Below are 23,313 nucleotides of genomic sequence, written 5' to 3' on the forward strand. Positions count from 1 at the left end.
ATGAATGCTCCCATGAAAGCCTGTTGGCGGGTCGACGACGCAACGGCGATTATCAGCAATGAAGCCCTTGAGGGTCACGAGGGTGTTTTTCTCGCCACCCATTCTCCTATTACCGATTTTGATATTTCCGGAAGTCATGGCGGCGAGATCGATGGGCGCAATGAGGCAGCGCTCTTGGACGTCCTGTCTGACAGCGTGCGCCGGCACGCCTTCTGCGTCGTCCAAGGCGAGCCTGGTTCCGGTAAATCTCACCTCATTCGCTGGCTGTCCATTAATTGGCCGAGGAACAACGACGTGAAATTGTTGCTCCAGCGCGCCGACGGAAGTCTTGAAGGCGCACTCGGACAAATGCGCGAACGCTTGCCCGTTGAGTTTAAAGATCTATTCGACAAAATGGGTCAGCGTCATCGCGCGACAGATAGAGGGCGGGCAAACTTGCTCCTCAGCAACCTGGCGAATGCCCTTCACCCCGATCATTTTGACCCGCCTCTCGAGGACGCTGAGTGGTGCCGGACCGTTCGTCCTGGGGATCTCATCGATCTGCCGGCCATCAAACACAACTGGCAAGGCCCCGCACGCATCCTCGCCTTGATGGAGGGGAAGGGAAGTGGCGAGGATTCTGAACGGAACTCACAGTCAGCCAGTTTTGATGCTTTCGACATCGAGGAGTTGGCAAAGCATTGTGGAGCAGTATTCAACAGCGGCGTGATGGGGCAAACAGAACGGCTCGCCCGCAAACTTATTGACGAAGCGGCCCTGATCGCAGATCTGCGAGAGGCCGGATGGACAGCAGACGAAATCGCTGCTGAGCAAAGCCTTCAGATCCCGACATCAATGAAGCTCGTAGGTGCCCTTAATCGGCGCAGAAATGATGCGGTCCAAAATCTACTCGGTGTTTCCGCCGAGGGTCTGAAAAAGTTATTCCGTCAGATCCGCGTTGCTCTGGCCGAGCGCGGACAAAGGCTGGTTCTTCTGCTCGAGGATATTACCAGCTGGGAAGGTATTGACGACAGCTTGATCGACGTTCTGGTCACAAATGCGGAGACGAGAGGTGCCGACGGTGCATCCGATATGTGTCCGCTGATCTCGGTGGTCGGCGTTACGCCAGGTTACTACAAAAAGCTGCACGGAAACTACCGTGCCCGCATCACCCATGAAATCAATCTGGGATCGGCTCAGCAGGACGGTGAACTGCAGGATGTGGCGACACTCAGAAACGCCGATGATCGGCTCGGGTTCGTGTCTCGTTACCTGTCGGCAGTGAGGGCCGGACCTGTAGCGCTTTCTAAGTGGCGGGAGGATCTCTGGCTGGACAGTGCCGTGATGCCTCCAAACAGATGCGATAATTGCGACGCAAGGGCAAGATGTCACGCGACTTTCGGCGCGGTCGATGGTGTCGGGCTATACCCCTTTACCCAAACTGCGCTTGATCACTTCTTTGACGCGTTGAATGATCGCGACAATGGCATGACCTGGAAAACTCCGCGCGGTATGCTGCAGGCCGTTTTGAGCCCGAATCTGCTTCAGGCCAAGGCTATCAATGAGGGACAGTTTCCCACAGGGTTGACCGAAAATGCGGCCTTGGTTGCGGAAAGTCGCAACCTCGGTCGGCGCGTCAGCGCCGTGCTTACCAACCAGCTTTCCGAACACCCCACAGAACTTGCGAGAACACGGCGGATAATAGCCTACTGGGGTGACAAAGAGCGCGCCGACACGGTCGCGGACGAGGCGGGTGACCTTCATTTTGCTGGCGTATCCAAGTCGGTTTTCGAGGCATTCAGCCTGCCTTGGATAGGGCTGAAAGAGGGTTCTGATATCGCGCAGCCACCGGCCACGGTTCAAGCCGTCGCCCCAGCAGCCGCCATTGTGCATGAGAATATTAGTGAGACTGTGCCGGCCAAGGACCCGATGGTACGGGCTATTCTGACACAACCCGCGCCAACACAAACGCGGACGCCGCAGCCGCCGTCTGCGAAAAAGCTGATTGCGAAGTCGGATTTGCGAACGCGGCTGGATGAAATCAGAAGCTGGGAGATAAACGGTGAGCCACAGACTCCCACGGTCTACAATTCCGCCGTCTTCCACATTCTCTCTGAGATCGATCCTCGGCGTGTAGGTCTTGATCCCTACACAAAGAAGCGGATCCTGACCGAGCAACAGGTGAAGATTGAGGGAACCGGGCCTCCGCAGCGCGCCTACCTCACCATTCCCCGTGAAGAATGGCTCTGGCGAGGTTTGGAAGCGGTCGTGAGCCTGCAACTCGATCGAGGCATGTCATTCGACGACATTGCTTTCCATCGTCACTCGTTGACCGTTCTTACCACAAGGCTAGAAGGATTGCTCTCCGACTACGCTGATCGGAGGCTGGGAAAGATCAACGAAGAGCGATGGAACCCCATTCCCATCGTAACGCAAATCCTGGTTGCCCGTGCATGGCTGAGAGGAACTGTAAACCCGGACGATCCGCATTTCCTACAATTAAGGGGCATTCTGTCCGAGGAGCCACCGGTTGAAAGTGATCCTGCCACGCGATGCGCGCCTTGGCAGGAATTCCTCAACAGGACGAGGTCTCATCACGACACGCTACGCGATGCTCTCCGGGCAATGATTTCAATGCCGCAAGGCGGGTCACCTGGGTTCGGCTTAGCTGACGTCTCTTCGGTCGCAGGCGCGATCGCGCGCTTGCGGCAAACATTGAGGTTTGATGAGACGCCGTCAGGATCCTTCGATACCAACGTTTCCGAGTTCGATACTATAAGGGAAATCGTATCGCACTTTAAAAACAGCCTTGGGCAAATCACGCGGATTGAGCGCCAGCAACTCGAGTCGCGGGCGACAAGTCTTCAAGATTTGTTGCGGGGAAGAACGATCCAAGCCCATCTGATGCGAGTCGACCAGGTCATCACCTCAGTCGCCAACCTCTTGCCACGCGCGAACCCGGAAAGCGTTACCACCTGGAAGTCCGAATATGGCAGAGCGAGGGCGCGGATCGAACTGGCAGCTGATCAATCCGCCGAGGACTTCATGGTCTTGGTTGCGGAGCATCGCGATGCAAGCACAGCGCTGGGACTGGCGCAACTCAGTCAAGCGCCATCCAAGGACCTTGGCATCTTCCTTGACGCTGCAAAACTCGGCGATCAGGTGGCAAGTCAGCTTCTTGGACATGTTAAAGACTGCATCAACGACGGACGTGGATCATTCTCGCTGGGGCAGGTTAATGATGTCGGACACATCATTGCGCAGGTCCTCAAACAGCAAGGAAAACGCGATGACTGACGCGCTGGAAGAACTGGAGACACTTGTTCCGCAACTGCCGTCCGCGCTTGAGCGCCGGTCGCTCGGGGAGAGCCTGTCGCGGGTAGCCTTACAACTGGGCGAAATTACTGCGGCGGCTCAACGTCTTTCAGACATTTTCGAGATTGCCCGAATGATCGGATTCGGCAGCGTCCCAGAAGAAGTCGAGAAAATGGACGATCTGATCGGGGACGCCAATCACCTGGCCTCGCTGCTGGTCACCGCGGACGACGCCAGTGTGCTGCAGGAAATCGAGCGCCACATTCCACCCTTCAAAACAACGATCAGCAACGCGGTTACAGCGATTAAGCTGCGCTGGCGGTCCCAGGTAACCGCGGAGTACCGACCGTTCCAATCACTTGGACAATTGCTGTCGAAGATCGATCAAGCCAGCACTCTCGGCGCCAGGATGATCAAACTCAACGAAGAGGCAGCAGCGACCTTATCTGTGATGCAGGTCGATCAATTCAAAGCCGCAATCGTAAAGCTCATCGAAAAACGTGCGCAGCTCGAGACCGAAAAGACATCATTCACCGCTGACGAGCAGGTCGACAATTTCTTGACCGGCCTGGCACAGGGCCAGGCTAAACTCCGATCGGTATCGCCAGACGTTTTTCGCTGGCTGTCGGAGCATGATGCACTTGATCTCTTTGAGGTACGCCCAATAGCTTAGGTTTCTATGCCTGCGTGCAAAGGAACCGATGCAACATTGTTCGGCTCGTCGAGGACTCGACCATGTTGTCGCTCATCATGTCGCTCGGTTGGTGAACGCATGCCCTGCAGCCGTCGTAGCAAAGTGACGTGTTCAGTCTCACGACCTGGTCTGCCAATCGTCCATCTGGGCTCAGGGCCTCCTCAAGAATGGCGTCTTCCAACCCCTCATAAGCCACCAGAAGCTTTCCCAGATCACCATCGCTCTGATCCTTAGCTCGCTTTACAGCAGCGCTTGCCAACTCCCAGACAGTTGGCCGTCTCTGAACACGGCTCACGAAATCGCTTTTCACGTCATCAACCGAAATTGCGAGGTCATAGAGCGAGAAGCGCTCCGACCCGATGGTCTCGCTTCCATAGAGGGTTCGCAGAATTGAACTCGGAACTGGCTTTGCTTGGAGCCCAAGCGCCGCAGAAATTGTGGCGAGAGAACTTGGATCATATGGGTCTAACTCTCGCCAACCTGGGTGATGTTGTCGATTGTCGAAAAACCGTTGGTAGGCCGCATCTTCCTCGGCATTGGGACATCTACCCAGACCATCGGCCCACTGATCGCGGAATTCCGCGAAGTTCGCAACGAACGATCGCGCTGTTCCGTCGCCGAACGCGCCGGCTTCGCAAACCGTAATCTCCAGATCCTGCAACTCTTTAAATTGAATTGGTAAGCGAGCGTGAGCGATAACGCGTCTCTCGTCGCCGCCGCCGAATTGCGAAAATGATGCTTTGATCCGGTTCGACAGACTGTGGACGATCGTGCTCTTCAGGTATCGCCGGAATGCGGATTCATCGTTCACCGAAGAAATCGCATCCTGGAAGATCTTTTGAAAGCGTTGGTCCGAGAGCGAATTTGCGACAGCCCGGACTCGCGTTGCCGTCAAAAGCGGGTGCTGAGACAGAAGCGTTGCTCGCGTCTCCTCAAACAAGCTGTGCAATGCCTCTGCGCCCCAAAAAGTACGCAGGCGTGCCAGTTTACGGCGCAGCTCAGGATCGGCGGCCGCACTGACGATGATTTCCGCCCCCCGCATGGCCTCATAGGCGTTGACGCCTGCAAAGGTGGCCTTGCTTTCGATCAAGAAGCGAAGCATCTGCCCGGATCGCCAGCGCTTCGATTTTTCATCTTCGTTGAGGTGCGCGAGTTCTGCGTCGACGACCTTGTCGACCATCGTCGTCTTAAATCGAAAGCTTACCCCCTCCGTCTGCACGTGATAGCCATGCAGCATCGGCCGTTTGTCGCCGGGCGCGGTGAACGTCTGCGTGAACACGACAGGATCCAGACGGAGGTCTTCGAGTTTTGCTTCGGCGTCAGCGCCCCAATAGACCTTGGCAAGAGCAAGACCGGTCCGCTGTCCACCCACGCCGTCACCCCGGAAATACTGGATTTGGTCAATCCAAGGCGCGAGTTGACCGACATCTAACAGTGTCGCGGAATCGTCTTGCTTCTTGACGATCGGGAAGCCACGGAGGGTACTGCGCGAGTCATGCCGCACGCGCTTCGCCTTGTCCGTTCCCGCAGGCGAAAGCCGCGCAACCGCCCCGTCAATGCTCCAGTCCGACTGCCAAGTTGCTCCAAACATCTGCCCTAACCGGGAGGCCGTCACACGACCCGGTCGGAAATAATCCGGCACCAGATCCTTCAGGAGGTCCTTGGCATCATCCGGAAGCCTGGTCAGCCATTCATTTGCGTCGTCGCCGAAGGGTTTAGAACGATAGCCGGTCTCGTAGTCGCCCGGCGTGAACCAAGGTTCACCCCCATTTGCCGGGGGGATCCAAACGACATCTGAACCGTCATAACGCCTCGACGCGTTTCCGGGCGCCAGTGTTGCAAGTCCGATGATGACGTCTTCCTGACGCTCTTCCTTTCCCGCCACGTCGACAATCACCCGTGGCAGGTTGATCGTGTCGAACAAGAGGTCCGGGATCCAGTCGCAGCGGGTTCGCAAGACATTGGCCTGGTCATGCGAATTTCGATCGTTGAGCTTTTCGGCGGCGGCCTGCCACAATGAGGCAAGCGTATCCTTGCCAAATTCCCGCCACACGTGTTGGCCGAAAATCATCTCGACAAAGTGAGACGCGTTCTCGAGCGCGAAGGCTGAGGGGTTCCAAAAGTCGACGGCGACGCCTTCTCTGCGCTGGTATCGGGACAGGGCGTCGAGCGTTGCTGCCAAGACGTGGCCACGCCTGACGAAGAAATTCCCCGGGTTCATTGGGGTCTCAAAGCCGGTCGGCTCGATCATTTCGCGCGGATTCTGAAACCACCATGTATCTCGGTTCGAGTAGATCGAAAGCGTTACGGCCGTCGTCGGACGATCGTCGGCGCCTCGCCCGCCACGGCCTTTGCGCTGAACGAAGCTTGCAAGGTTTGCCGGCGAGTAATGCTGGTAGACCATCGTTATATCCGGATCATCATAGCCGACCTCCAACGAGGAGGTCGTAAAAACGATGTCGGAGGAACGGATCAAAGTTTCTACGCGACCGGTCGCACCGGAGAATATCGGTTGAGCGGCGACGGCCAAGGGGCTGCCTGGAAGCTTTCGCCCGCCGACCGAGGTCTGCGCTTGATCGTTTGCGGCGAAAAACCAGCATTCGCCGTTTCGAAACGAGTCGCAGCCATGCGGCTCCCCACAGCAAGCGGTACGCTCGGCGCCTGTGACAGGATCGTCCGGAAATTCTGTAATCCGGAGTTTCGCCAGAGCATGGTTTTCCGCGTCTTGATATGCTGCATGCAGCCTGCGCACCTTATCGATGGAATCAAGGAAGACGAGGCTTCGAAAACCGCCTGCTTTTCCAGTCCTTCGTCGCATGCCATGGGCAAGGCACATAATCGACTGGATAGACGTCGATGCCCCGGCAATATCCTTGCCGCGGGACTCGACCTCGGGCTGGATGAAATAGAAATACTCTCGACCTCTGGGATTGCTAGTTTTCTCGTTCTGCAGAGGCGTCACCAGTTCGGCTTTTTTCGGGTGACCGATCAATTTCGCCCAAGCCATCCCAGGGTCACCGAGCGTCGCGCTCATCCCGATCATCAGCATTGGCTCAGAAGGATTATTTAACCTCACCCGAGCCGCAAGGCGTTGAAACGTGTAACCGACCTGGGCCCCATGGATGTGAGAGTAAAGATGGATCTCGTCGGCGATTAAAACCTTGGGGGTGAACCACTTCGGGTCGTCACCGAAGATTCGACCATAGTTGCGGTCATGCATCCACTGGTGAAGGGAGTCTGTCGTCGGGAGAAAGAAAGCCGGTGGCGTACGCTGCAGCTTCTCCTTCGACCCCATCCAGCCGTCAAACGACCATCGGCAGGCCGTGCAAGAGAGCCGGTCTGCGCTTTCCCGCCCCCCATCGACCTGGAGGGACAAATCAGACGCACAATGGGGACAGTTGAATAGCGGAAAGCTGAATTCATTCCCGCCGAGGTCACTCCATCCAGCGGCGAGATCACGATCATGCAGGTTCGCGAACGTTCTTGGCACCTGGGCAATTTGCACGCCAAGCGTAAGAACCGGCATGCCTTCCTGGGCATTGAACTTGGACAGATAACTTGCGATGCGCTGAGCCTGATTGGTCGCCAACCGAACCCGTGGATAGGCTAGGATGGCACGCACGCCGCGTTTTCCAGACGAATAGTCCGCCGCCGCGGCAGCAATCAGTGGCAGGATCGCCGCTTCCGTCTTACCTGATCCGGTATCGGCGGCGATCGCCAGTGCTCCGCTCTCCTGGGCGCTCCATGCGCGCGATATCGTTTCAAGACTTCGTGCCTGAAAGCCTGCAATTTTTGGATCCACTCCCCAGAGTCCTTCGAGCATGCGATACAATGCTTCGAGTGCATCCGCATGAGCATGGGGCAGCGGATCTTTTACATCCTCAATCGTGCGCTTGAGAGCGATGTTTCGGTCCGGCTTGTTGCGATCGCGCAGTTCCACCTTGAGGCTGCGGACGAGAAAGGGCCGTTCGTCGGCATCATCGCTCTCAAAGCGCTGCTTCACATATCTGATCTCGCGGGCAAGCTCTGCCATGCGGGAGCGGATCCTTCCGTCGCCGGCCATCATCAACCAGCCATTCGCCGCCAGTTTCGGCAGCGAGGCTGAAACCTCGAGTCGCGAACGATGGGCGGCGTCCGCAACGCCGGCGGTGGAGACCCATCCTTCGAAGACGCCAAAATTAATGCGCTTGGCTTCGATGTCCTCCAAGGCGTTCAGGAGTTCAAAGTCGCGTTCGGACAGTTCCGGTGGTTCTTCCAGCGGTGTTGCATTTTGCTCAAATGTCTTGTCAGTCCATTCGAGCATCCGCGTGGTACCGGTAATTCGCCAGGCGACAAGCTGTTCGTCTTGCAGCCGGTCGATCTGAGCCTTCAGGCAGTCTGTGCCTTCGCCATCCATCCAGGCGTAAGGTTTTCGGACATTGTCATAAAATGCCAGCGACTGACCTGTGCTATTGCGGGCGATAACGTCCTTGAGTGTCCGCCGGACGGTGTCGATCTCCAGATCGTAAACGCGTCGGCGTTGTTCGAAAGGCTTCGCCCGCCAGAAGTGGCCATAGGCTCCCGGTCGATGCTCCAGCCCGATGTATCCCAGCCCATGAAGCCTCCCGAGTCCAGGAAGCACATCGTCCCGTCGTGCTAACGCCCGCTGGATCTTCGAAATTGTCGCGCTGCCGTGCGGATCGACAAGTGACACCTGTCGAACTGCACTGAGGAGAAGTTCGAGATCTGGTGGGAGACGTTCATCTTCAGAACTATCTGGGCTATCCAGTGGCTTGAAAGGCTCTATCGCCCGACTGTCTGCGAACCCGAGCGATCTGACCTCCACTGGCACGCTCGAACCGGCTGCGTTCGCGATCAACGCGGTACCTCGAACCGGCGCGTTCATGACGAACTCCCTGAGGATCTCCGCTTTGTCCATTTGCTCCTGATCTGTGGGAACGGAATCAAGCAGCCGCCGCCCGATCAACACGACAAGTTTTTTGCGCGCCCGTGTGACAGCAACGTTCAATCGTTCTGGCGCAAAAATAAAATCCGCTTCCGCGACGGCAAATTCCGGGTCCGAGACACAATAGGACAGAAATATTGCGTCCCGTTCCTTGCCCTGGATGCGGTCAACGGTCTCGACAAAGGCATCGGTTCGAAGGCCTGCAGGCAGCCCATTGCGGAGCGCTGCATTTTGCGCGCGGTGCGGGCTGACGATTGCCAGACGCTCTGACCAAAAGTCTGAAGGCGGACCACCGGCTTGATCTCGCATCGCAAGGCGCTCTGCAATTTTCTCCGTCAGGCGCGAGACAACACTGACCTCAAAGGGGCTAGTGGTCGCGGCCGATGGGCCATCATGCAGCATCACCACGACCGGATAGTCGGGATCGAGCGCGGCAATTTCCCAATCTTCCAGACCCTCTCGCCACTCCGGCACATATTCCAGTCGGGATCGAGGCACCGCAGATTGATAGGCGCCGGGATAAAATTTGCTCTCTGGAAAGGCGGCGAGGGGTTGGTTAAGCCGAAATGTCTCGTCGAGTGCAAACTCCGGCACGGCAGCAGATTTGAGAAAGCCGTACAGCGAGCCGCCCAATTGGCGCTCGCCCATCCTTATTTCCCGGCCCGAGCGGATTGGAGGTAGCTGACGGTCGTCGCCGGCCACTATAAGCCGGCCATCGAGACGAAGCCCGGCCGTTGCCATCAAACCATGAGACAAGACCATTTGAGAGGCCTCATCGATGCAAACCAGGTCGAACATGTCGGAGGTGAAACCGTCGCCATTGCTCGCTGAGCCGAGCAGCCGGTTTAGCGTCCAGACGGATGCCCCTAAAACGAATGCGTCGCTGTTGAGATCGCCAAGAGCAGCGCCAACCGTATCATTGCTGATCGTTTTTCGGTGCTGCACATCCAGTCGAAGGCCGTTGGCTGGACCATTGCCGAAGTAACGAACCTCGATCTCACCCGGGCAATGTTCAGAAGCGCTTTTGGCGACAGCATCAACAACATTACCGATGGCGTTTCGTGTGAAGGCGGTCACGAGGACCCTTGCACGAAGCCCGGCAGCTTTCCGGGCATGGATGTAGCCAAGTATCAACCAGTTCAAAAGATGCGTTTTTCCGGTTCCCGGTGGCCCCAGAATGAGACCGGTCTTGACCGGAGCAAGCCCCTGCCAAGCGGCCACCTGCGCTGGACGCAAAGGATATTGGCCGTCCTTGGAGAGATTGGGTATCGCAAAATCTGTGAGGCCGGAGATCCACACATCGGCGTCATCCGCATTTCGAGAAAACGACGCGGGATCGCGTAGAAATGAGAGGATCTGGTTGCGGATATTCACCGGTTTTCTCCCGCGGCAAGGTAGCTGAGGAACCGTGCGGCACGATCCGTGTTCACGTCAAAAAACGCCTTGTCGACAAACCAGTTATTTCGGGCGTTCCTCTGCAAGACGCTCTGAAACAGTGGTCCCTCGAAGATCGTCCGCGGCATTTCCAGGCGCAAATTTCCCGGCTGGGCGAGGGAGGAATTTGACGGCGGTCTGATCCGGCAGGTGAATGCCGGCCAGAGGGCGGGGTTAAGGCGATTGTCTGGATCATCGTCGGTGAGGATCAAACCAAACTCGCCCGCATTGAGTTCGGCGCTTTGGCTCTCGATCGGCACGTCGAACTGAATGAAGACTTTCCCCCCTTTTTTTTGAGCATCTCGAAAATAAAGGTTCGCGAAGCATTTTCCGGAATCGCGGCGGCGTTGTGCCGGTCGCGCCAGATTGATCAGCGCGTCGAGCATCCCGGCGCGATTCTCCAGCAATTCGCAGGCAAGTAGCACGTCGAGATCGACTGCATTCAACGGGTCGAATGTGGCTTGGAACCGGAAAGGCCTTTTAGACAAACGCAGAAGCGCCTTTCCCTTGGTGGTCGCCTGTCTGTTTTGCTCCAATGTCCAATTCGTAAGAGCCTGCAAAGCAGATAGGCGATCAGCGACGTCGTTTCGCACATCGTCAAACGTCGTTCGGACCTCCCCGTTTTCGCGGAGATCGCGAACAATGTCGATCGACAGCAGCGATGAGAACGGTCTTTCAAATTGTGGTGTCGGCTTATAGGCGCGCGGATCGTCGCGGCCGAAGACGGCTTGCGAGACCTGACGAAGGTCATATGCCACGGTAACGGGCAGCGCCCATAACTGCTCGATGACCGTCCTCATCGCCGTCGCGGGCAGATGATGGACGCCACGAAACTCCGGCTCTGGCACGAGATCATCGGGCGGGAACAGCCGCACCAAGTGAAGCAGTCCGGTGCGGATCCGCTCGTCCTCTAAGTGTCGTCCGATGGCGGTCTGGAGGTTGAGGACTTCGGAAGGCTCATAAAAGAGGATGTGCGCGTAAACGGACCTATCATCATCACCGTCAACGGCCTCGTTATGGGTGTCGATAGCGGTTAGGTCGGCGATCAGGGCGGCCAGCACATCCACGATCGCCGCGATTTCGTCCCGGGTATCTCCCGACCGAGCCACTTTAATGACCTCATTCTGAATCACTCCATGGTCAATGCGACGATAGCCGAGTGCAGCTATGCGGTCGTCGACCGGATCATGGTCGACAGAAATGATGAGCGCCGCGTCAATGCGAGGCGGCATGAGATAGGTATTTTGCTCTTCAGTCCGCAGGATGGAACCGCTTGCCAGGGATGCCGCCCGATTGATCAGCAACCCTGCTCGTCTCGAAAGCGACCAGCTGATTCCAGGCGCCTGCGCCAACCCCTTTGCGGTGGCGAGGTTTCCGACTGAGGTCACGCCGAGACGCTGGAGTGATCGTTTTGCTTCATGGGTCAAACCAGCAACGGCAGAGACATCCCTTGTTGACGGAGAATTATGGTCATCGATTGCCGATCGACAGTGTTCTAAGAAGCTGCACTGCTCACATTTGAAGTAGACGTGGAAAAAGGTCCGGTCGACACCGACGCCGACCTGCTTTGCGGCGATCTCCGGAAGATGGTTCGCGCAGAAGTCGTCAACCAGACGAATGTATGGATCGAGCGCGAAGGCTTCTACCTGCCATTCGTCCGAGGAAGCTGATCCATCGTCCTTGATACGCCAAATTTCACCAGTCCTGCTGATTGAGGTATCGGAAACTTTCATTTCCTGCAGCAAAGCCTGCAGCACGCGCGCGTAAAATGCGACCTGGGTCTTGTGGAATGCCGTGGCCCGGCGGGTGGCCTTCACGTCAATAATCGTCAGTTCGGTCCGGCCGGGATAGGTCGCCGACGGCGACCGACGTATCAGGTCGGCAAGATTGCGATTGAGATAAAGGCCGGTGCCCTCCAGAAAACTGGCCGGCCCGCTCGGGCGCAGGTTCATCTGCGCAGCATAGGCTTCCGGACGTTTTCCTCTGAGGAAGGCACCAGTCAAAACCTCGCTCAGGGCATCATCCCCGAAAGAAGGCTTCAAAACGCTGCTCTCGTGCGAAAGCCGCCGGACGACCCTCTCTTCGAACTGGTTTCCCAGTATCGCCCAAGGTTTTTCCCGCACATCCTTAACAATCGGGATCGCGGCAAGTTCGACATCTGAAGAGAGTTCGTAGCGGACCTTGCGCTCGCATCGATATTGGAACCAGGATTTGATGGTAGATGCGCTGAAGCCCTTCCCCATTCTCAACTCACGCTTGCGATTCGGTTTTCCCGTTCGCACGATGCCGACCCGCGGCCGAGGACGCAAGCGCATGCTTTCATTGCAAGATTTCCGCTACGATGGCGGGGGACCTCCAACTCCTGATGGTATACCGTCAAAAGCAGTAGGTATTCTTCTTAGACACGCAAGTATCTTTCCAGATGTGAATTTGACAGACATACGACAGGTGACATACAAGTTGATTTGGTCAATCGGCAGATAAACCTAGCGGCCACCCGGCAAAAAATGGTCAAAAAAAATAGCTGATCGGGTCGCCAAAAATCGCGCTGTGTTCGCCGGAACGATCCCACAACGAGAGAGGGCGAGGAACTCCGCACTGTTCTCGGCCCTCAAAAATGTCCCTGTTGAAAGGAACACATTTGTCATGGCGATTCAGATTCCCGTCGTCAAAGGGAAGACGCTCTCGACAGAATACTGGCTGGGAAGCCTGTCGTTCTCCGCAATCTCAAAATATGTCAAACTACCGGAAAATACCGATTGGGACGAAGTCTTCGGGGGCAAGGGCGAGCAAGAGGCCCAGCGAAAGCTGAACAAGGCGCGCGTCAACAACGAGATCGTTCCCTATCTTCTCAAAAGCGATGACGCTTTCTTCTCGTCGCTGGCCCTCATTCTGGTGCCCGCCAGCGGAAACCCGCTCAAGGAAGGCCCGGATTTCAAGTTCATCCCGATCACACCTGACAGCAAGATCGGGATCCTCGAAATCGACGAGAGCATCGATATGTTTCCGGCCGACGGTCAGCATCGCACCGCCGCAATCATCGACGCTTTAAAGCAGGACAGGGCACGCATGACGTCGCAAGAAGTACCTGTCGTGCTCTTGGCTTATGTCGATAAGGATAGGTTGCGTCAGCATTTTAGTGACCTCAACCTCAATGCAAAACCGGTGTCTCAGTCGATGGGTTACGCGTTCGAAAGCCGCGACCCCATCGTCATCATTACCAAGCGGATTATGAAGGACGTCGCACTCTTCGACAAACGCGTCAATGAACTATCCAATTCGTTGGCAAGGAAGTCTCCCGACGTCATTACGATGGGCACGCTGGTGCAGGCCCATCATATTCTCCTTGAGGCCATCTACGGGCCAAAATATAAAGACGCTGAGGAAATTGCCAGTCTTCGTCAACTCGATCCCAACGAGGATCGGGTAGGCACCGTGGCGGAAAAGCTGGGTGACGTATGGGAGGTCGTTGTCGACAATCTCCCGGAATGGGACCGGTTGATGAACGGCAATGTGTCGGCGCGCGAGTTGCGTGAGGGCGACGAGGCTAAGAACACCACCGGATACGTCTTTGCTTTCGGGCTTGGCTGGCAGGCAATCGCGACTGCCGCGGCCGCTTTGATCAAAGATGAAAGAGACGACTGGTCGGAGGACCTGGCCCACTGCCTGCGTGCTGTCGACTGGCAGAAGGGCGGTCATTGGCACGGTATCGCAATGGTTGGCGACCGGGTCAACAATACAGGCCCAGGCATCAAAGCCACCGCCGGCTACATCCTGCGAAAGGGTGGGCTCGTCGCCGGTCCCGGCGAGGTCGGCGCCCTTGTCAATGCTGCACCACAAGACCCAAGCTAAATTGGACAGGTCAATCTCGACAAAGCGAGGGGGCGGCTAAACCGCCCCTTTTCGTGACTGGAGCAGCCGCGATCCGAGGTCCGAGGCGATTTTCCCGCTCCGCGGTGAGATCGGCCCGCGCCCGCTCCCGCTGGAAGGTCGCCCCGCATGTTGCGGGGGAAAGGGAGACGGACCATGGCAACTCTTGGAAAGTTCAAAAAGGAAAATGGAGTATATGAAGGGGTGATCGAGCGTATCACCTACCCGGGTTTGCCAACCCGCATTCTTCCCGTTCAGGCAAAATCTGCCACCGATGCGCCCGACTACCCCGTCTACCGCAGCCAATCCGAAGTCGGTGCCGCCTGGAAGAAGAAGACCCGGACAAGGAAGAGATACCTCGTGGGATACTCGACGACCCGGCATTCCCGCAAGCGATTTAGTGGTGCAGACTGGTCTTGGTCGGCGAGGATTACGTCCTGTTCTGGACCCGCAAATAATCCCGATTTTCGCCCGCTCCATTCGCCGGGCGGGCCTCATCTTCTGAACGAAGGACGAAAGAAACCGCCGCATCGAACGAGCGAGCTTGGAATGTCGGCAGGCTGCCGGCCTGGAGCTCCCACTTCGGCTGAAAGCCGCCAGGTATATAGATCGTCTTGACGCCAGCCTCGTTTGCCGGTCGGATGTCGCGGGTAAGCTGATCGCCAATCACATAGATTGACTGGCCGACCGTTGCCAGTTTCTTCACCCGCTCGAACATGCGTACCGTTTTTGGCGCTTCGAAGACACGATCAACGAACTCGCCGAGTTGGTGCGATTCGATCGTGCGCATCACACGCTTGCGGCTCCCTTCCGTGAAAACGACCGACGTCGCGCCGATCGAGGCAAGGTCGCGCAAACCCTTCACGACGCCGACAAGGAGCGTTGGCTGTTTTGCGATGTTTGCGAAGAACTCGCTCTCGATGTTGGCCACCACAGCACGGCCGAGACCTGAATCCGCACCGTTGCTCCAGGCACGCCGCACGGCCTCTTGAAAATCCACGCCCCGTAGCCCGAGCGTCAACGCATCGATGAGCAGGCGCGTAGGATAGCGAAGACCAAGATGATGCCTCTGAGCCAATTCCTGATCGAATTCCCGGACGAACTCTAGGCGATCGACCTCAGGACCAGTCAACTCGACGGCATGCTCGACAGCGTCTAGAAGACCCAACTGCGCTTCGGCAAAAACGCCATCCGTGTCCCAGAGGGTGTTATCCGCATCAATCAGGACCAATGGTCCCGCGCGACCCGTGTCAGGGCGAGGTGCTGCAAGGCTGGCCGTTTGCTGCCGTGGAGACATTGTTTCCACCAGTAATGCACACCGAGGAAATCGGCGTTTCTATTCGAATCACCGGATTAGACTCTTTTTTTACCGGATGCACAAAGGCAAATACGCCAGCCGTTATGATAATCCAAGAGAACAGGGCCGTGATAGCCCACGACTGGATGCGCTGCGCCGGCTCTAGAAACCTCACTTTATCAGCGACCTTAGCGGCGATCAGATAGGTTTCGACGATATAGTTCCTAAGGTATTCCGTCCGCAGTTCCGGTGCGACTTTTGTCGCATCGGCGGGGTCAACGAAGGCTTTTGCCCACCGGTTTGGCTGAGTACGCGAGATCCCCATCCAAAAAAGCATCGAGACTGGAGGCTTGTCCTTCGCGGCTGCTCTTGGATAGCGGAAGCGAGCCCTGATCGCATGAAACGTCACCAGAGCCCCAGACGTGGCGAGCAAGGCAAACGCTGCGAAGAGCAGATAACTGACGACAACCAGGCCGCTGTTGATTGCTGACCATTTATCGGCCCACGATATAATCGAGAGCGGATAGCCATCCGCGAGTCGATTGAAGGCAAGTCCGGAGAAGGCGGACATAAAGGTCAAGATGGTGAGCAACCGCGTCGCTTTTCCGTCCTGATAGTCGGTCTGGGCAGTGACTTCGTCGAGAGACTCGCGAGCGACCTTCAACGCAGCCTCAAGGGAGTCTTTGTCAGGCGCCAACTGCTTAACCTCGGCACCAATTGCTTCGATCGCTTCCTTGTCGGTAAGCGTCCGCAGCTTGCCCGGGGCGCGATTGTCGTCGGCTCGAGGAAAGAAGGAGATAGACTTACCCCTAATGGCCTCAAAAACGGCCTGGATGCACCCCAGTTTATCCTCAGCCTCTGTCGTCATGCTGCCATCAGCCCCAATCGTCGGTCGCGGTTGCGGATCCAGAACAGTACTGGAAGCGCCGCTACAACCATGATCAATTTCCCTACAACCTGTCCAGCCAGAAAATCAAGCGACCCGAATGCCAGCCAAAGAAACATCACGCTATCGACGATGAGGCCGACAATGCTGCTTGCAAAGGCCGCTTTGACCAGGCCCTTTTTCTGCAGAGGCGTGAACACCAGCAGGTCAGCGAACTCGGAGATCAGGAAGGCGCTTGCAGAGGCCAGCGCCAAAGACGGCGCCGTGAAGGTCGTCGACAGGAAAGCGCCAACAATGATCGCTCCGAGTGACCACAAAAGGCCGAGGCGCCGCTGCACCAGGTCACGTAGAACGAGCGCAAGCCCGACAAGCAGGACCCCGCTTGGTGCCGTCAGACCAAAGCCGACGGGGATGAGGCAGGGACCGTCAGGTACGCATATCGTGCCAACATGGCCAATCATATAATTGGCGAGCGGGATGCAGGCGGCGAAGCCAGCCAGAAAAATCCCGCCCTCAATCCACTGTCTGTTTCGCGTATTCATCCCGCTCTCCTTGTCACACTTCTTCCGCGACGAACTTTTCATAGCCTTTCGCCCGCAGGTCGCAGGCCGGGCATGTGCCGCACCCGTAACCCCAATCATGACGCTCGCCGCGCTCGCCGAGATAGCAGGTGTGGCTGTCCTCGACGATGACATCCACCAGTGCCCGGCCGCCGAGATCCTTGGCCAATTGCCAGGTCTGCGCTTTGTCGATCCACATCAGCGGTGTATCGATCACGAACCGCTTTTCCATTCCGATATTGAGTGCCACCTGCAAGGCTTTGATCGTATCGTCGCGGCAATCGGGATAGCCGGAATAATCCGTCTCACACATGCCGCCGACGATATGCTTCAAGCCGCGCCGATAGGCCAAAGCCGCCGCAAAGGTCAGGAAGATCAGATTGCGGCCCGGCACGAACGTGTTCGGAAGCCCAGATTCGGCGATTTCGATCTGCATGCCACTCGTCAGCGCCGTGTCCGAGATTTCACCGAGTGCGGCGAGCGATATCGTGTGATCATCCCCAAGGCGATCTGCCCACACAGGATTAAGCTCGCTCATTTTAGCGCGCAACGCGTCTCGGCATTCGAGTTCGATCCGATGGCGCTGACCATAATCGAAACCAACGGTCTCCACGCGCTCGAAGCGGTCGAGCGCCCAGGCCAAGCAGGTCGTTGAATCTTGGCCGCCCGAAAATAGCACCAGTGCAGTCGTCGACATCGCCCGATTCCTTTTAATTGCCTTCAAATTCCGCCCAGCAGGATGGCGTTTCGAATACCTTCACGGAATTCAGTTCGTCGAGCAGCGGCTTGACCTTCTGCCAAATCCAGACAGCGATATTCTCCGCCGTCGGGTTTTCGAGACCGTCGATATCGTTGAGTGTATGATGATCGAGGCTTTCGAGAACCGGCCCGAAAACTTTCTCCACATCAAAGAAGTCGATCACAAATCCAGTTTGTGGATCAACGGAGCCTTTGAGCTGTAGTTCGACCCGATAAGAATGCCCATGCATGCGATGGCATTTGTGCGTTGTCGGCACATTCGGAAGTCTGTGGGCCGCCTCAAATGTAAATGCCTGTGTGATTCTCATGGGATCCCGATCATTTTGTGTGTCTGCAAGCTGAGTCGCCAGCGGGGATTTTCAAGACAAAATGCCGTCACTGCCGCGATATTCTCGATCTGATATGGCCCGTCCATCGGCTGCAGGAAGTAATGCTCGAAGGTGACGTCGGGGAGATCGTCGGGAAGCAATTGCGCTTGCGGGTAAACCAGTTTCAGTTCGCTGCCGGATTTGAGATTGAGTGGCGCGCCGGCCTTCGGACTGACGCAAATCCAATCGATGCCATCCGGCGGGTCGATCGTTCCATTGGTCTCGATTGCGATCTCGAAACCGTGTTCGTGGACCGCCGCAATCAGCGCATCGTCGATTTGCAGAAGAGGTTCGCCGCCGGTGAAGACGACATAGCGCCTGCTCTCCACGTTCCCCCATGTCCGAGCGATCGCCGAAGCAAGCTCGCCGGCGTCACGAAACTTGCCGCCGCCTTCGCCATCTGTCCCGATGAAGTCCGTATCGCAGAACTGGCACACCGCCTTATGTCGGTCTTCCTCGCGGCCGGTCCAAAGATTGCAACCAGAAAAACGGCAAAATACCGCGGCGCGGCCAGCTTGGGCACCTTCTCCCTGGAGCGTCTTGAACAACTCCTTGACAGAATAGGTCATGATAGGCCCACCAGTTTTCGCGGAGCAGTCTCGGATGTATCTGTCGCCTGGCTACGGCGGCGCTTGATGTCAGCTCGAACAATGCCAACCAGGTACTGCGCAAGCGTGACGATGTCGCGATTGACGTTCTGAACAGACTTCCAGTTGCGCCTGTCGTTTTCGCCGAAGTTCCATTCCCCCGACGTCCAGGCTGTGTTGTCGATCAGGCAGGCGAGGCCCTTGGAAAACTCATCTGACGTTCTTGCCCCGTCAAGCAAAGCCAACAGTTCCATGACATAGCCAAGAGACATGATTCCTGCGCCATGCACGAGCCGAGAGGTCTTCGGCGTGTGATCGACCCATTCTTTTCGGAAAACGTATTGCACAGCGCCATAGAAATCGCTGATCAACTTGAAGCAAAGATCGGCGCCGTCGGGCTCGCGAATAAGTTCGCGCATGACACCGTCGCTCAGCGAATTGATGATTACACGCTGGATCGCGGTGTCCCTGATAATGCCGGTCGGGTTGGTGTGTTGATACACCTGTCCTTTCAGCAACGACTTTTCGTCATAGTTCAAGCGTGCAGCGATATCTGCGGCAGCGGACCGGTCGCCGAGGCGGCGGGGCAGGCCTGTGACGGTTGGCAGCAGTTCGTAAATCAGCGACTTCGGCAGCGGCCGGGTATTGTTGATCAACACGAACTGCCGGCGGAGTTCTTCGTCGTCGCGGCAGATGATCGCGGACACGAAGACCTGGAAATCTTTCTCGTGGACCTGCCCGAGTGCTGTGAGCCGCTGTTGCCCGTCGACTACCATGCCGGGTGCTCCGCCGGCGATGTCGATTTCAACCGTGCAGCGTCCGTCGGCGCTTTGATCGAATACCTGGACGCTGTTTGTAAAAGCAACGACGATCGGGTTCGGCAAAATTGCTTCCGGCTTTTCCAGATAATCACGGATCTCACGAATATGGCCGGCGATTTGTGGACGCTGAAAACCGCTGAGCGCGCCTGCATCATCGCGCGCAACCCGCTCGATAACGGCAAACTTCTGGAGATCAGACGCTAGCGCTGCAAATGAAAGAACTGTGTGCGCTTCGCTCTGTCTGGCTCTGATCGCTTGGAATTTCAATGTTGTCATTTCGGCCACTATTGCTTGGGAGTTGGTCGACCAGGGCATCGTAGACGCCCAGATTGTGAATGCCGCGCCGCTTGTTTCGATTGCTCGCTCGAAAGATCACGACTTCGATCGAAAGCGCGGAACAAATGGGGCAACTGCACCGCTTCCAAGGCCTATCACGAAGCGTTCGCTCATAGCGATCGCGAAGGTCCTTGACTGCCTTGGCGCCGGGTAGTTCGTCGATCGTCGTCCCCATGACCGCGGGCGTGGCATAGGCTAAGACGCTGTCGAGCGTCTCTTCCAGTTGCGCTTCGCCGCGATCGTAGGAGCGGAGAGCCGCGAGTGCGGTTTTCTCCATAGAAACAAGCCGCTCTTGGTTGAGTGAGCCGCGCTTTGCAAGCCGCTGCAGCTTGGGGTTCTCAAGCGCCTGAGGCACGCGGATGGCTGTGTAGTATTCGAGTTTACCGCTCTTTGTCGGAAGGAAGTAGTTCGCTTTTGCATCCTTGAACGCGCGGATCAACGGCGACGTCGTGTCGAAACTGGTGATGTTAAAAGAGCCAAACGTATGGATCTCATCAGCTTTCGCAAAACCTAGAATATGAAGGCGGGTACTTTGCGGAATGGCGGCTCGGATCGCCGTTAGGCAGGATTTGATCTGCGCCGCCTTCAGGGGAACGGTACCGCCAAGGGCCAGATAATCGTAACCCATCGCGACTAGACGGCGCGCGCTCTCGGCCATGCTTCCAGGGGACCAGCCTTGGATGACGCCCATCGGCGTGAAGCGGTTTGACATATGCTGCGTTGCCGTCCGAAACGCGGCCGCATTCTCAAGCGTGATCTCAAATCGCCGGCGTGCTTCTTCAGTGCCGCCTTCAAACCCGGTAAGGCTCTCGTCGAAATCGAAAATGATATGGTCGACCGAGCAGCCGTGGGTAAACCGCGCATCGTCGTAAAATTCAGCCGTGTCCTCCGGTGTGTAAGGAGGCTTATCTTCCTTATGATATGTAAACGCGCCGCAATCGCCAAAGATCGGCAGATGTTGGAATGCTGGCTTGTCGAGGCGGAGAAACTCCCGCGCGCCTACCCGCCGGAAGCGCATTGACTGTGCTTCCGTATATTTTCCGCCCACTGCCGCGCCGCCAACGATGCCGCGGGAAACGAGTATGCCTTTGTATGGGGCGTATCCCATGATCTCGTGCGGATAAGCGTCATCCCAATAGGGCGTGCGGCCCTCAGAATAGCGGTCCCGGAGAAAATCGTAACCTGGATCGACGTGATCGAGACTGTCGGCAAAAATGAACTTCATCGTGTCGGCCTCGATAGCTTGCGGTCGAGTTGCATCAGGTGCTCAGCAAGCAGTCGGTTGTGCTGCGGGGTGCCCTGGATCTCATTCCACTGGAGGCCAAGCCCCTCCCAAGTTCCTTCCGTCCAAGCGCAAAGGGGCGCGATCCGATGCAGCGCCTCCCTGACTTCGGCCTCCGGCGTCGCAGAACTATCGGCACGCAACATCACCTGATCCATCAAAGCGCCCATTGCCTTGATGCCAGCAGAATGCATCAGCCGGCTTTCCGTCGGTTGTTTGCCCCATGCCTCCTGAAATACGTCGCGGACGGCCGTCCAGTATAGGGCAAGTGCCTCGTACATCGCGTCGGGATCATAGGCTTCCGCCGAAAGCTTATACTGGTGCAGAGCCCCATGAGGGCCCTTGAGGTTTTGCTTGATCGCATCAATCAAAGCCGTGTCGTTGACGACGCTCTGCTCATCACCGGCATCGGAGGCACGTCGGATCAAGCGGTAGAATGGCGACTTCTGTTGCCGATTGAGAAGATTGCAAAGTTCGCTCGGCAAACGATTGGCGGCAAGGTCCTTTGGCAGGAGTGACCCGACTTCAGGGAGCAGCTCGTTGATCAGCCGGACGTCCAGCGCTTTGACCTTGTTGACCAGGATAAACTGTTCCCGATGGACCTGCACATCCTGTGAAACAAAGCCGACAACCGGCACGGGGAAACGACTGTCTTTGGCTTTTGCAAGCGCCAGGGACCGCTGTTGGCCGTCGACGATCCAAGCGGCTCGCTTGCCGTCCTCAAAAAGCGGAATATTCAACGTGCCTGAAACGCCGACTTCCGAAAGCCCTTTTGGCTTCGGGCCGCGTGAGACGTCAAATGTCACGTCGGATGAAAGAGCAAGGGTAATAGCGTTCGGGAAGAGGACCGGGCCACTGTCTAGAAACTCAACGATGGCCTTGACGTGGCTTTTGATTTCCTTGCGCTGGAAGCCCTTCAGGTCCTTTTCATCGCGATGGATACGACTGATGTTGGCAATCCGCGTCAGATCCGAGCCATGCAGGAAAAACGCATAGACGTCGATACGATCGCCTTGTTGCGTTTTGACCGCCCGAACCATCAGATTGTCTTTGACGCTCTTCATAGCGCCCTCTCTTCGCGGATCTCCGCCGTTAATCTGGCAAATCGCTTCTGCTCGCAGGCGATATTCAACTCATCTCGCAATATCCGAAGCAGCTTTGTCGACCGACCATCGGCGCGCGACCAGTGCTCCCGGACGATGGATTTAAGATCAGAATCCGACATCCGCGTGCCCAACTTGGAAGAAGGGCGATCCCATCCGGCAAGCGCGATCTCAACGAGTTCGGCATGATCTTTGGCTGTTGCAAGTGGCGCAGTTGCCAGGCCGTTCTCGACAAAATGGCGAACGGCACGGGACGCGAAATCAGACCGGGTGCCGGGCAGCGTGCTTTGCGGGCCGTCCAGGCGGTCATCATAAGGAAGTCTGACACCCTCCAGACGAGGGTTCAGATCGGGCACGTCGCGACCGCCGACAATCCTTATCCTCTCACACAATGCGTCCGAAACGCCCTGAAGGGCCGGAGCCACCATTCTCAAATAGGGGGACGGAAGTGCGATTATGATGAGGCCGCTTGATCTGTCGAACAGGTCGTTCATCGTCTTGTGCCCGCCAAGCGCCGCCCACCAATCGGCGTCGCCATGATCCTGGAGTTTGTCCAGGATGCAATCTTGGCTGCCTTTGGAAACCGTCAGATTATAAGAGGGTATGTCTTGCTGGCTGTGGATGAGGCCGAGCCCGGCCGATACGATATGGAGTTCGGCCTGCGCGGAATCCGCCGCTTTTTTCGCTTCCACAAATGATCGGCCGCAATAAATATCCTTTGCCGGAGCCACGGTCTCGACAGTTGCAACCTTCGCCATCCAGGTCTCGGCCACTTGCCCTACCGTGCCGATCGGCAAATCTCGGGCGCACAGCAAAGGATTGGGGGTAACCCGCTTTCTTTGCGTGCAGGCGGTGAGGATTACGGGCATAATGGGCGTCTCTGTGGGCGTCACCCATTTACTGGAGCAACCTATGTCGGTAGTGACATAACTGCGCTGCAGCATTCAGGTCAATACAGAAACTGCACCCGGTCTTTGGTCTCCCCAAGAAACTGCACTCTTGATTTTCGACATCGCAGTTATTGCTGGCTGGCAAGATGGCTGCGAAAAATCACTCGACCGCTGTTGCCCGGCTCGA

The 23,313-nt window shown here is 56.9% G+C and carries 15 protein-coding genes and 1 pseudogene; 4 read left to right on the forward strand and 12 right to left on the reverse strand.

The window, feature by feature from the left end; all coding sequences use genetic code 11:
* Together A6U86_RS11990 and A6U86_RS11995 are read left to right on the forward strand one after the other, a co-directional pair.
* The gene (locus A6U86_RS11990) at positions 1 to 3,276 is read left to right on the forward strand and encodes a hypothetical protein (RefSeq protein ID WP_068391076.1); all 3,276 of its coding nucleotides are present in this window, start codon (positions 1 to 3) and stop codon (positions 3,274 to 3,276) included.
* Positions 3,269 to 3,967: a hypothetical protein gene (locus tag A6U86_RS11995; RefSeq protein ID WP_068391079.1), complete on the forward strand. Its 699-nt coding sequence runs from the start codon at positions 3,269 to 3,271 to the stop codon at positions 3,965 to 3,967. Before A6U86_RS11990 ends, A6U86_RS11995 begins: the two co-directional genes overlap by 8 nt.
* A gap of 4 nt (positions 3,968 to 3,971) precedes the next feature.
* On the opposite strand, the gene A6U86_RS12000 is transcribed toward A6U86_RS11995, so the two are convergent.
* Together A6U86_RS12000 and A6U86_RS12005 are read right to left on the reverse strand one after the other, a co-directional pair.
* Complete coding sequence (locus tag A6U86_RS12000; protein ID WP_068391082.1) at positions 3,972 to 10,307, reverse strand: AAA domain-containing protein; 6,336 nt, start codon at positions 10,305 to 10,307, stop codon at positions 3,972 to 3,974.
* Positions 10,304 to 12,610 (reverse strand): hypothetical protein, encoded by a 2,307-nt coding sequence (locus tag A6U86_RS12005; protein ID WP_068391087.1) that lies wholly within the window; start codon positions 12,608 to 12,610, stop codon positions 10,304 to 10,306. Before A6U86_RS12005 ends, A6U86_RS12000 begins: the two co-directional genes overlap by 4 nt.
* 403 nt (positions 12,611 to 13,013) lie before the next feature.
* Here A6U86_RS12005 and A6U86_RS12010 point away from each other — a divergent pair, with 403 nt between their 5' ends.
* The gene (locus A6U86_RS12010) at positions 13,014 to 14,219 is read left to right on the forward strand and encodes a DNA sulfur modification protein DndB (RefSeq protein ID WP_068391094.1); all 1,206 of its coding nucleotides are present in this window, start codon (positions 13,014 to 13,016) and stop codon (positions 14,217 to 14,219) included.
* Positions 14,220 to 14,393: 174 nt separating this feature from the next.
* Positions 14,394 to 14,585 (forward strand): annotated as a pseudogene (locus tag A6U86_RS36145) (DUF736 family protein); the annotation flags it as partial.
* 82 nt (positions 14,586 to 14,667) lie between these two features.
* Here A6U86_RS36145 and A6U86_RS12015 read toward each other — a convergent pair.
* From A6U86_RS12015 to A6U86_RS12060, 10 genes are read right to left on the reverse strand one after another with little or no spacing between them, the layout of a single operon-like run.
* Positions 14,668 to 15,468 carry an HAD family hydrolase gene (locus A6U86_RS12015; RefSeq protein ID WP_068391102.1) on the reverse strand — a complete coding sequence of 267 codons (801 nt, stop codon included), beginning with the start codon at positions 15,466 to 15,468 and terminating at the stop codon, positions 14,668 to 14,670.
* Positions 15,469 to 15,487: 19 nt separating this feature from the next.
* The gene (locus A6U86_RS12020; RefSeq protein ID WP_047519117.1) at positions 15,488 to 16,402 is read right to left on the reverse strand and encodes a hypothetical protein; all 915 of its coding nucleotides are present in this window, start codon (positions 16,400 to 16,402) and stop codon (positions 15,488 to 15,490) included.
* Positions 16,399 to 16,962 carry a VUT family protein gene (locus tag A6U86_RS12025; protein WP_068391105.1) on the reverse strand — a complete coding sequence of 188 codons (564 nt, stop codon included), beginning with the start codon at positions 16,960 to 16,962 and terminating at the stop codon, positions 16,399 to 16,401. Before A6U86_RS12025 ends, A6U86_RS12020 begins: the two co-directional genes overlap by 4 nt.
* A gap of 13 nt (positions 16,963 to 16,975) precedes the next feature.
* Positions 16,976 to 17,677 carry a 7-cyano-7-deazaguanine synthase QueC gene (queC, locus tag A6U86_RS12030; RefSeq protein ID WP_068391108.1) on the reverse strand — a complete coding sequence of 234 codons (702 nt, stop codon included), beginning with the start codon at positions 17,675 to 17,677 and terminating at the stop codon, positions 16,976 to 16,978.
* Positions 17,678 to 17,690: 13 nt separating this feature from the next.
* A complete protein-coding gene (queD, locus tag A6U86_RS12035) occupies positions 17,691 to 18,047 on the reverse strand; it encodes a 6-carboxytetrahydropterin synthase QueD (protein ID WP_068391111.1) in 357 nt (118 codons plus the stop codon).
* Positions 18,044 to 18,676: a 7-carboxy-7-deazaguanine synthase gene (queE, locus tag A6U86_RS12040; protein WP_068391113.1), complete on the reverse strand. Its 633-nt coding sequence runs from the start codon at positions 18,674 to 18,676 to the stop codon at positions 18,044 to 18,046. The genes queD and queE overlap by 4 nt, the downstream gene beginning before the upstream one ends.
* Positions 18,673 to 19,791 (reverse strand): DGQHR domain-containing protein DpdB, encoded by a 1,119-nt coding sequence (dbpB, locus tag A6U86_RS12045; RefSeq protein WP_068391199.1) that lies wholly within the window; start codon positions 19,789 to 19,791, stop codon positions 18,673 to 18,675. Before dbpB (A6U86_RS12045) ends, queE begins: the two co-directional genes overlap by 4 nt.
* Positions 19,709 to 21,076: a tRNA-guanine transglycosylase DpdA gene (gene dpdA / locus A6U86_RS12050; protein ID WP_068391115.1), complete on the reverse strand. Its 1,368-nt coding sequence runs from the start codon at positions 21,074 to 21,076 to the stop codon at positions 19,709 to 19,711. Before dpdA ends, dbpB (A6U86_RS12045) begins: the two co-directional genes overlap by 83 nt.
* Positions 21,073 to 22,197 (reverse strand): DGQHR domain-containing protein DpdB, encoded by a 1,125-nt coding sequence (gene dbpB, locus A6U86_RS12055; RefSeq protein WP_068391117.1) that lies wholly within the window; start codon positions 22,195 to 22,197, stop codon positions 21,073 to 21,075. Before dbpB (A6U86_RS12055) ends, dpdA begins: the two co-directional genes overlap by 4 nt.
* Entirely contained in the window at positions 22,194 to 23,105 is a 912-nt protein-coding gene (locus A6U86_RS12060) for a DUF6884 domain-containing protein (protein ID WP_141683692.1), read from the reverse strand. Before A6U86_RS12060 ends, dbpB (A6U86_RS12055) begins: the two co-directional genes overlap by 4 nt.
* Positions 23,106 to 23,313 lie beyond the last annotated feature (208 nt).

Origin of the sequence: Rhizobium sp. AC27/96, from assembly GCF_001692325.1 — a bacterium.
GTDB lineage: Bacteria > Pseudomonadota > Alphaproteobacteria > Rhizobiales > Rhizobiaceae > Rhizobium.

What these genes read in the sequence shown, in the direction of transcription:
- queE (WP_068391113.1), bottom strand. Translation starts at nt 18,676, where the DNA reads ATGACCTATTCTGTCAAGGAGTTGTTCAAGACGCTCCAGGGAGAAGGT.
- A6U86_RS12020 (WP_047519117.1), bottom strand. Translation starts at nt 16,402, where the DNA reads ATGACGACAGAGGCTGAGGATAAACTGGGGTGCATCCAGGCCGTTTTT.
- A6U86_RS12010 (WP_068391094.1), top strand. Translation starts at nt 13,014, where the DNA reads ATGGCGATTCAGATTCCCGTCGTCAAAGGGAAGACGCTCTCGACAGAA.
- A6U86_RS12060 (WP_141683692.1), bottom strand. Translation starts at nt 23,105, where the DNA reads ATGCCCGTAATCCTCACCGCCTGCACGCAAAGAAAGCGGGTTACCCCC.
- queD (WP_068391111.1), bottom strand. Translation starts at nt 18,047, where the DNA reads ATGAGAATCACACAGGCATTTACATTTGAGGCGGCCCACAGACTTCCG.
- dpdA (WP_068391115.1), bottom strand. Translation starts at nt 21,076, where the DNA reads ATGAAGTTCATTTTTGCCGACAGTCTCGATCACGTCGATCCAGGTTAC.
- queC (WP_068391108.1), bottom strand. Translation starts at nt 17,677, where the DNA reads ATGTCGACGACTGCACTGGTGCTATTTTCGGGCGGCCAAGATTCAACG.
- A6U86_RS11995 (WP_068391079.1), top strand. Translation starts at nt 3,269, where the DNA reads ATGACTGACGCGCTGGAAGAACTGGAGACACTTGTTCCGCAACTGCCG.
- A6U86_RS12025 (WP_068391105.1), bottom strand. Translation starts at nt 16,962, where the DNA reads ATGAATACGCGAAACAGACAGTGGATTGAGGGCGGGATTTTTCTGGCT.
- A6U86_RS12005 (WP_068391087.1), bottom strand. Translation starts at nt 12,610, where the DNA reads ATGGGGAAGGGCTTCAGCGCATCTACCATCAAATCCTGGTTCCAATAT.
- dbpB (WP_068391199.1), bottom strand. Translation starts at nt 19,791, where the DNA reads ATGACAACATTGAAATTCCAAGCGATCAGAGCCAGACAGAGCGAAGCG.
- A6U86_RS11990 (WP_068391076.1), top strand. Translation starts at nt 1, where the DNA reads ATGAATGCTCCCATGAAAGCCTGTTGGCGGGTCGACGACGCAACGGCG.
- dbpB (WP_068391117.1), bottom strand. Translation starts at nt 22,197, where the DNA reads ATGAAGAGCGTCAAAGACAATCTGATGGTTCGGGCGGTCAAAACGCAA.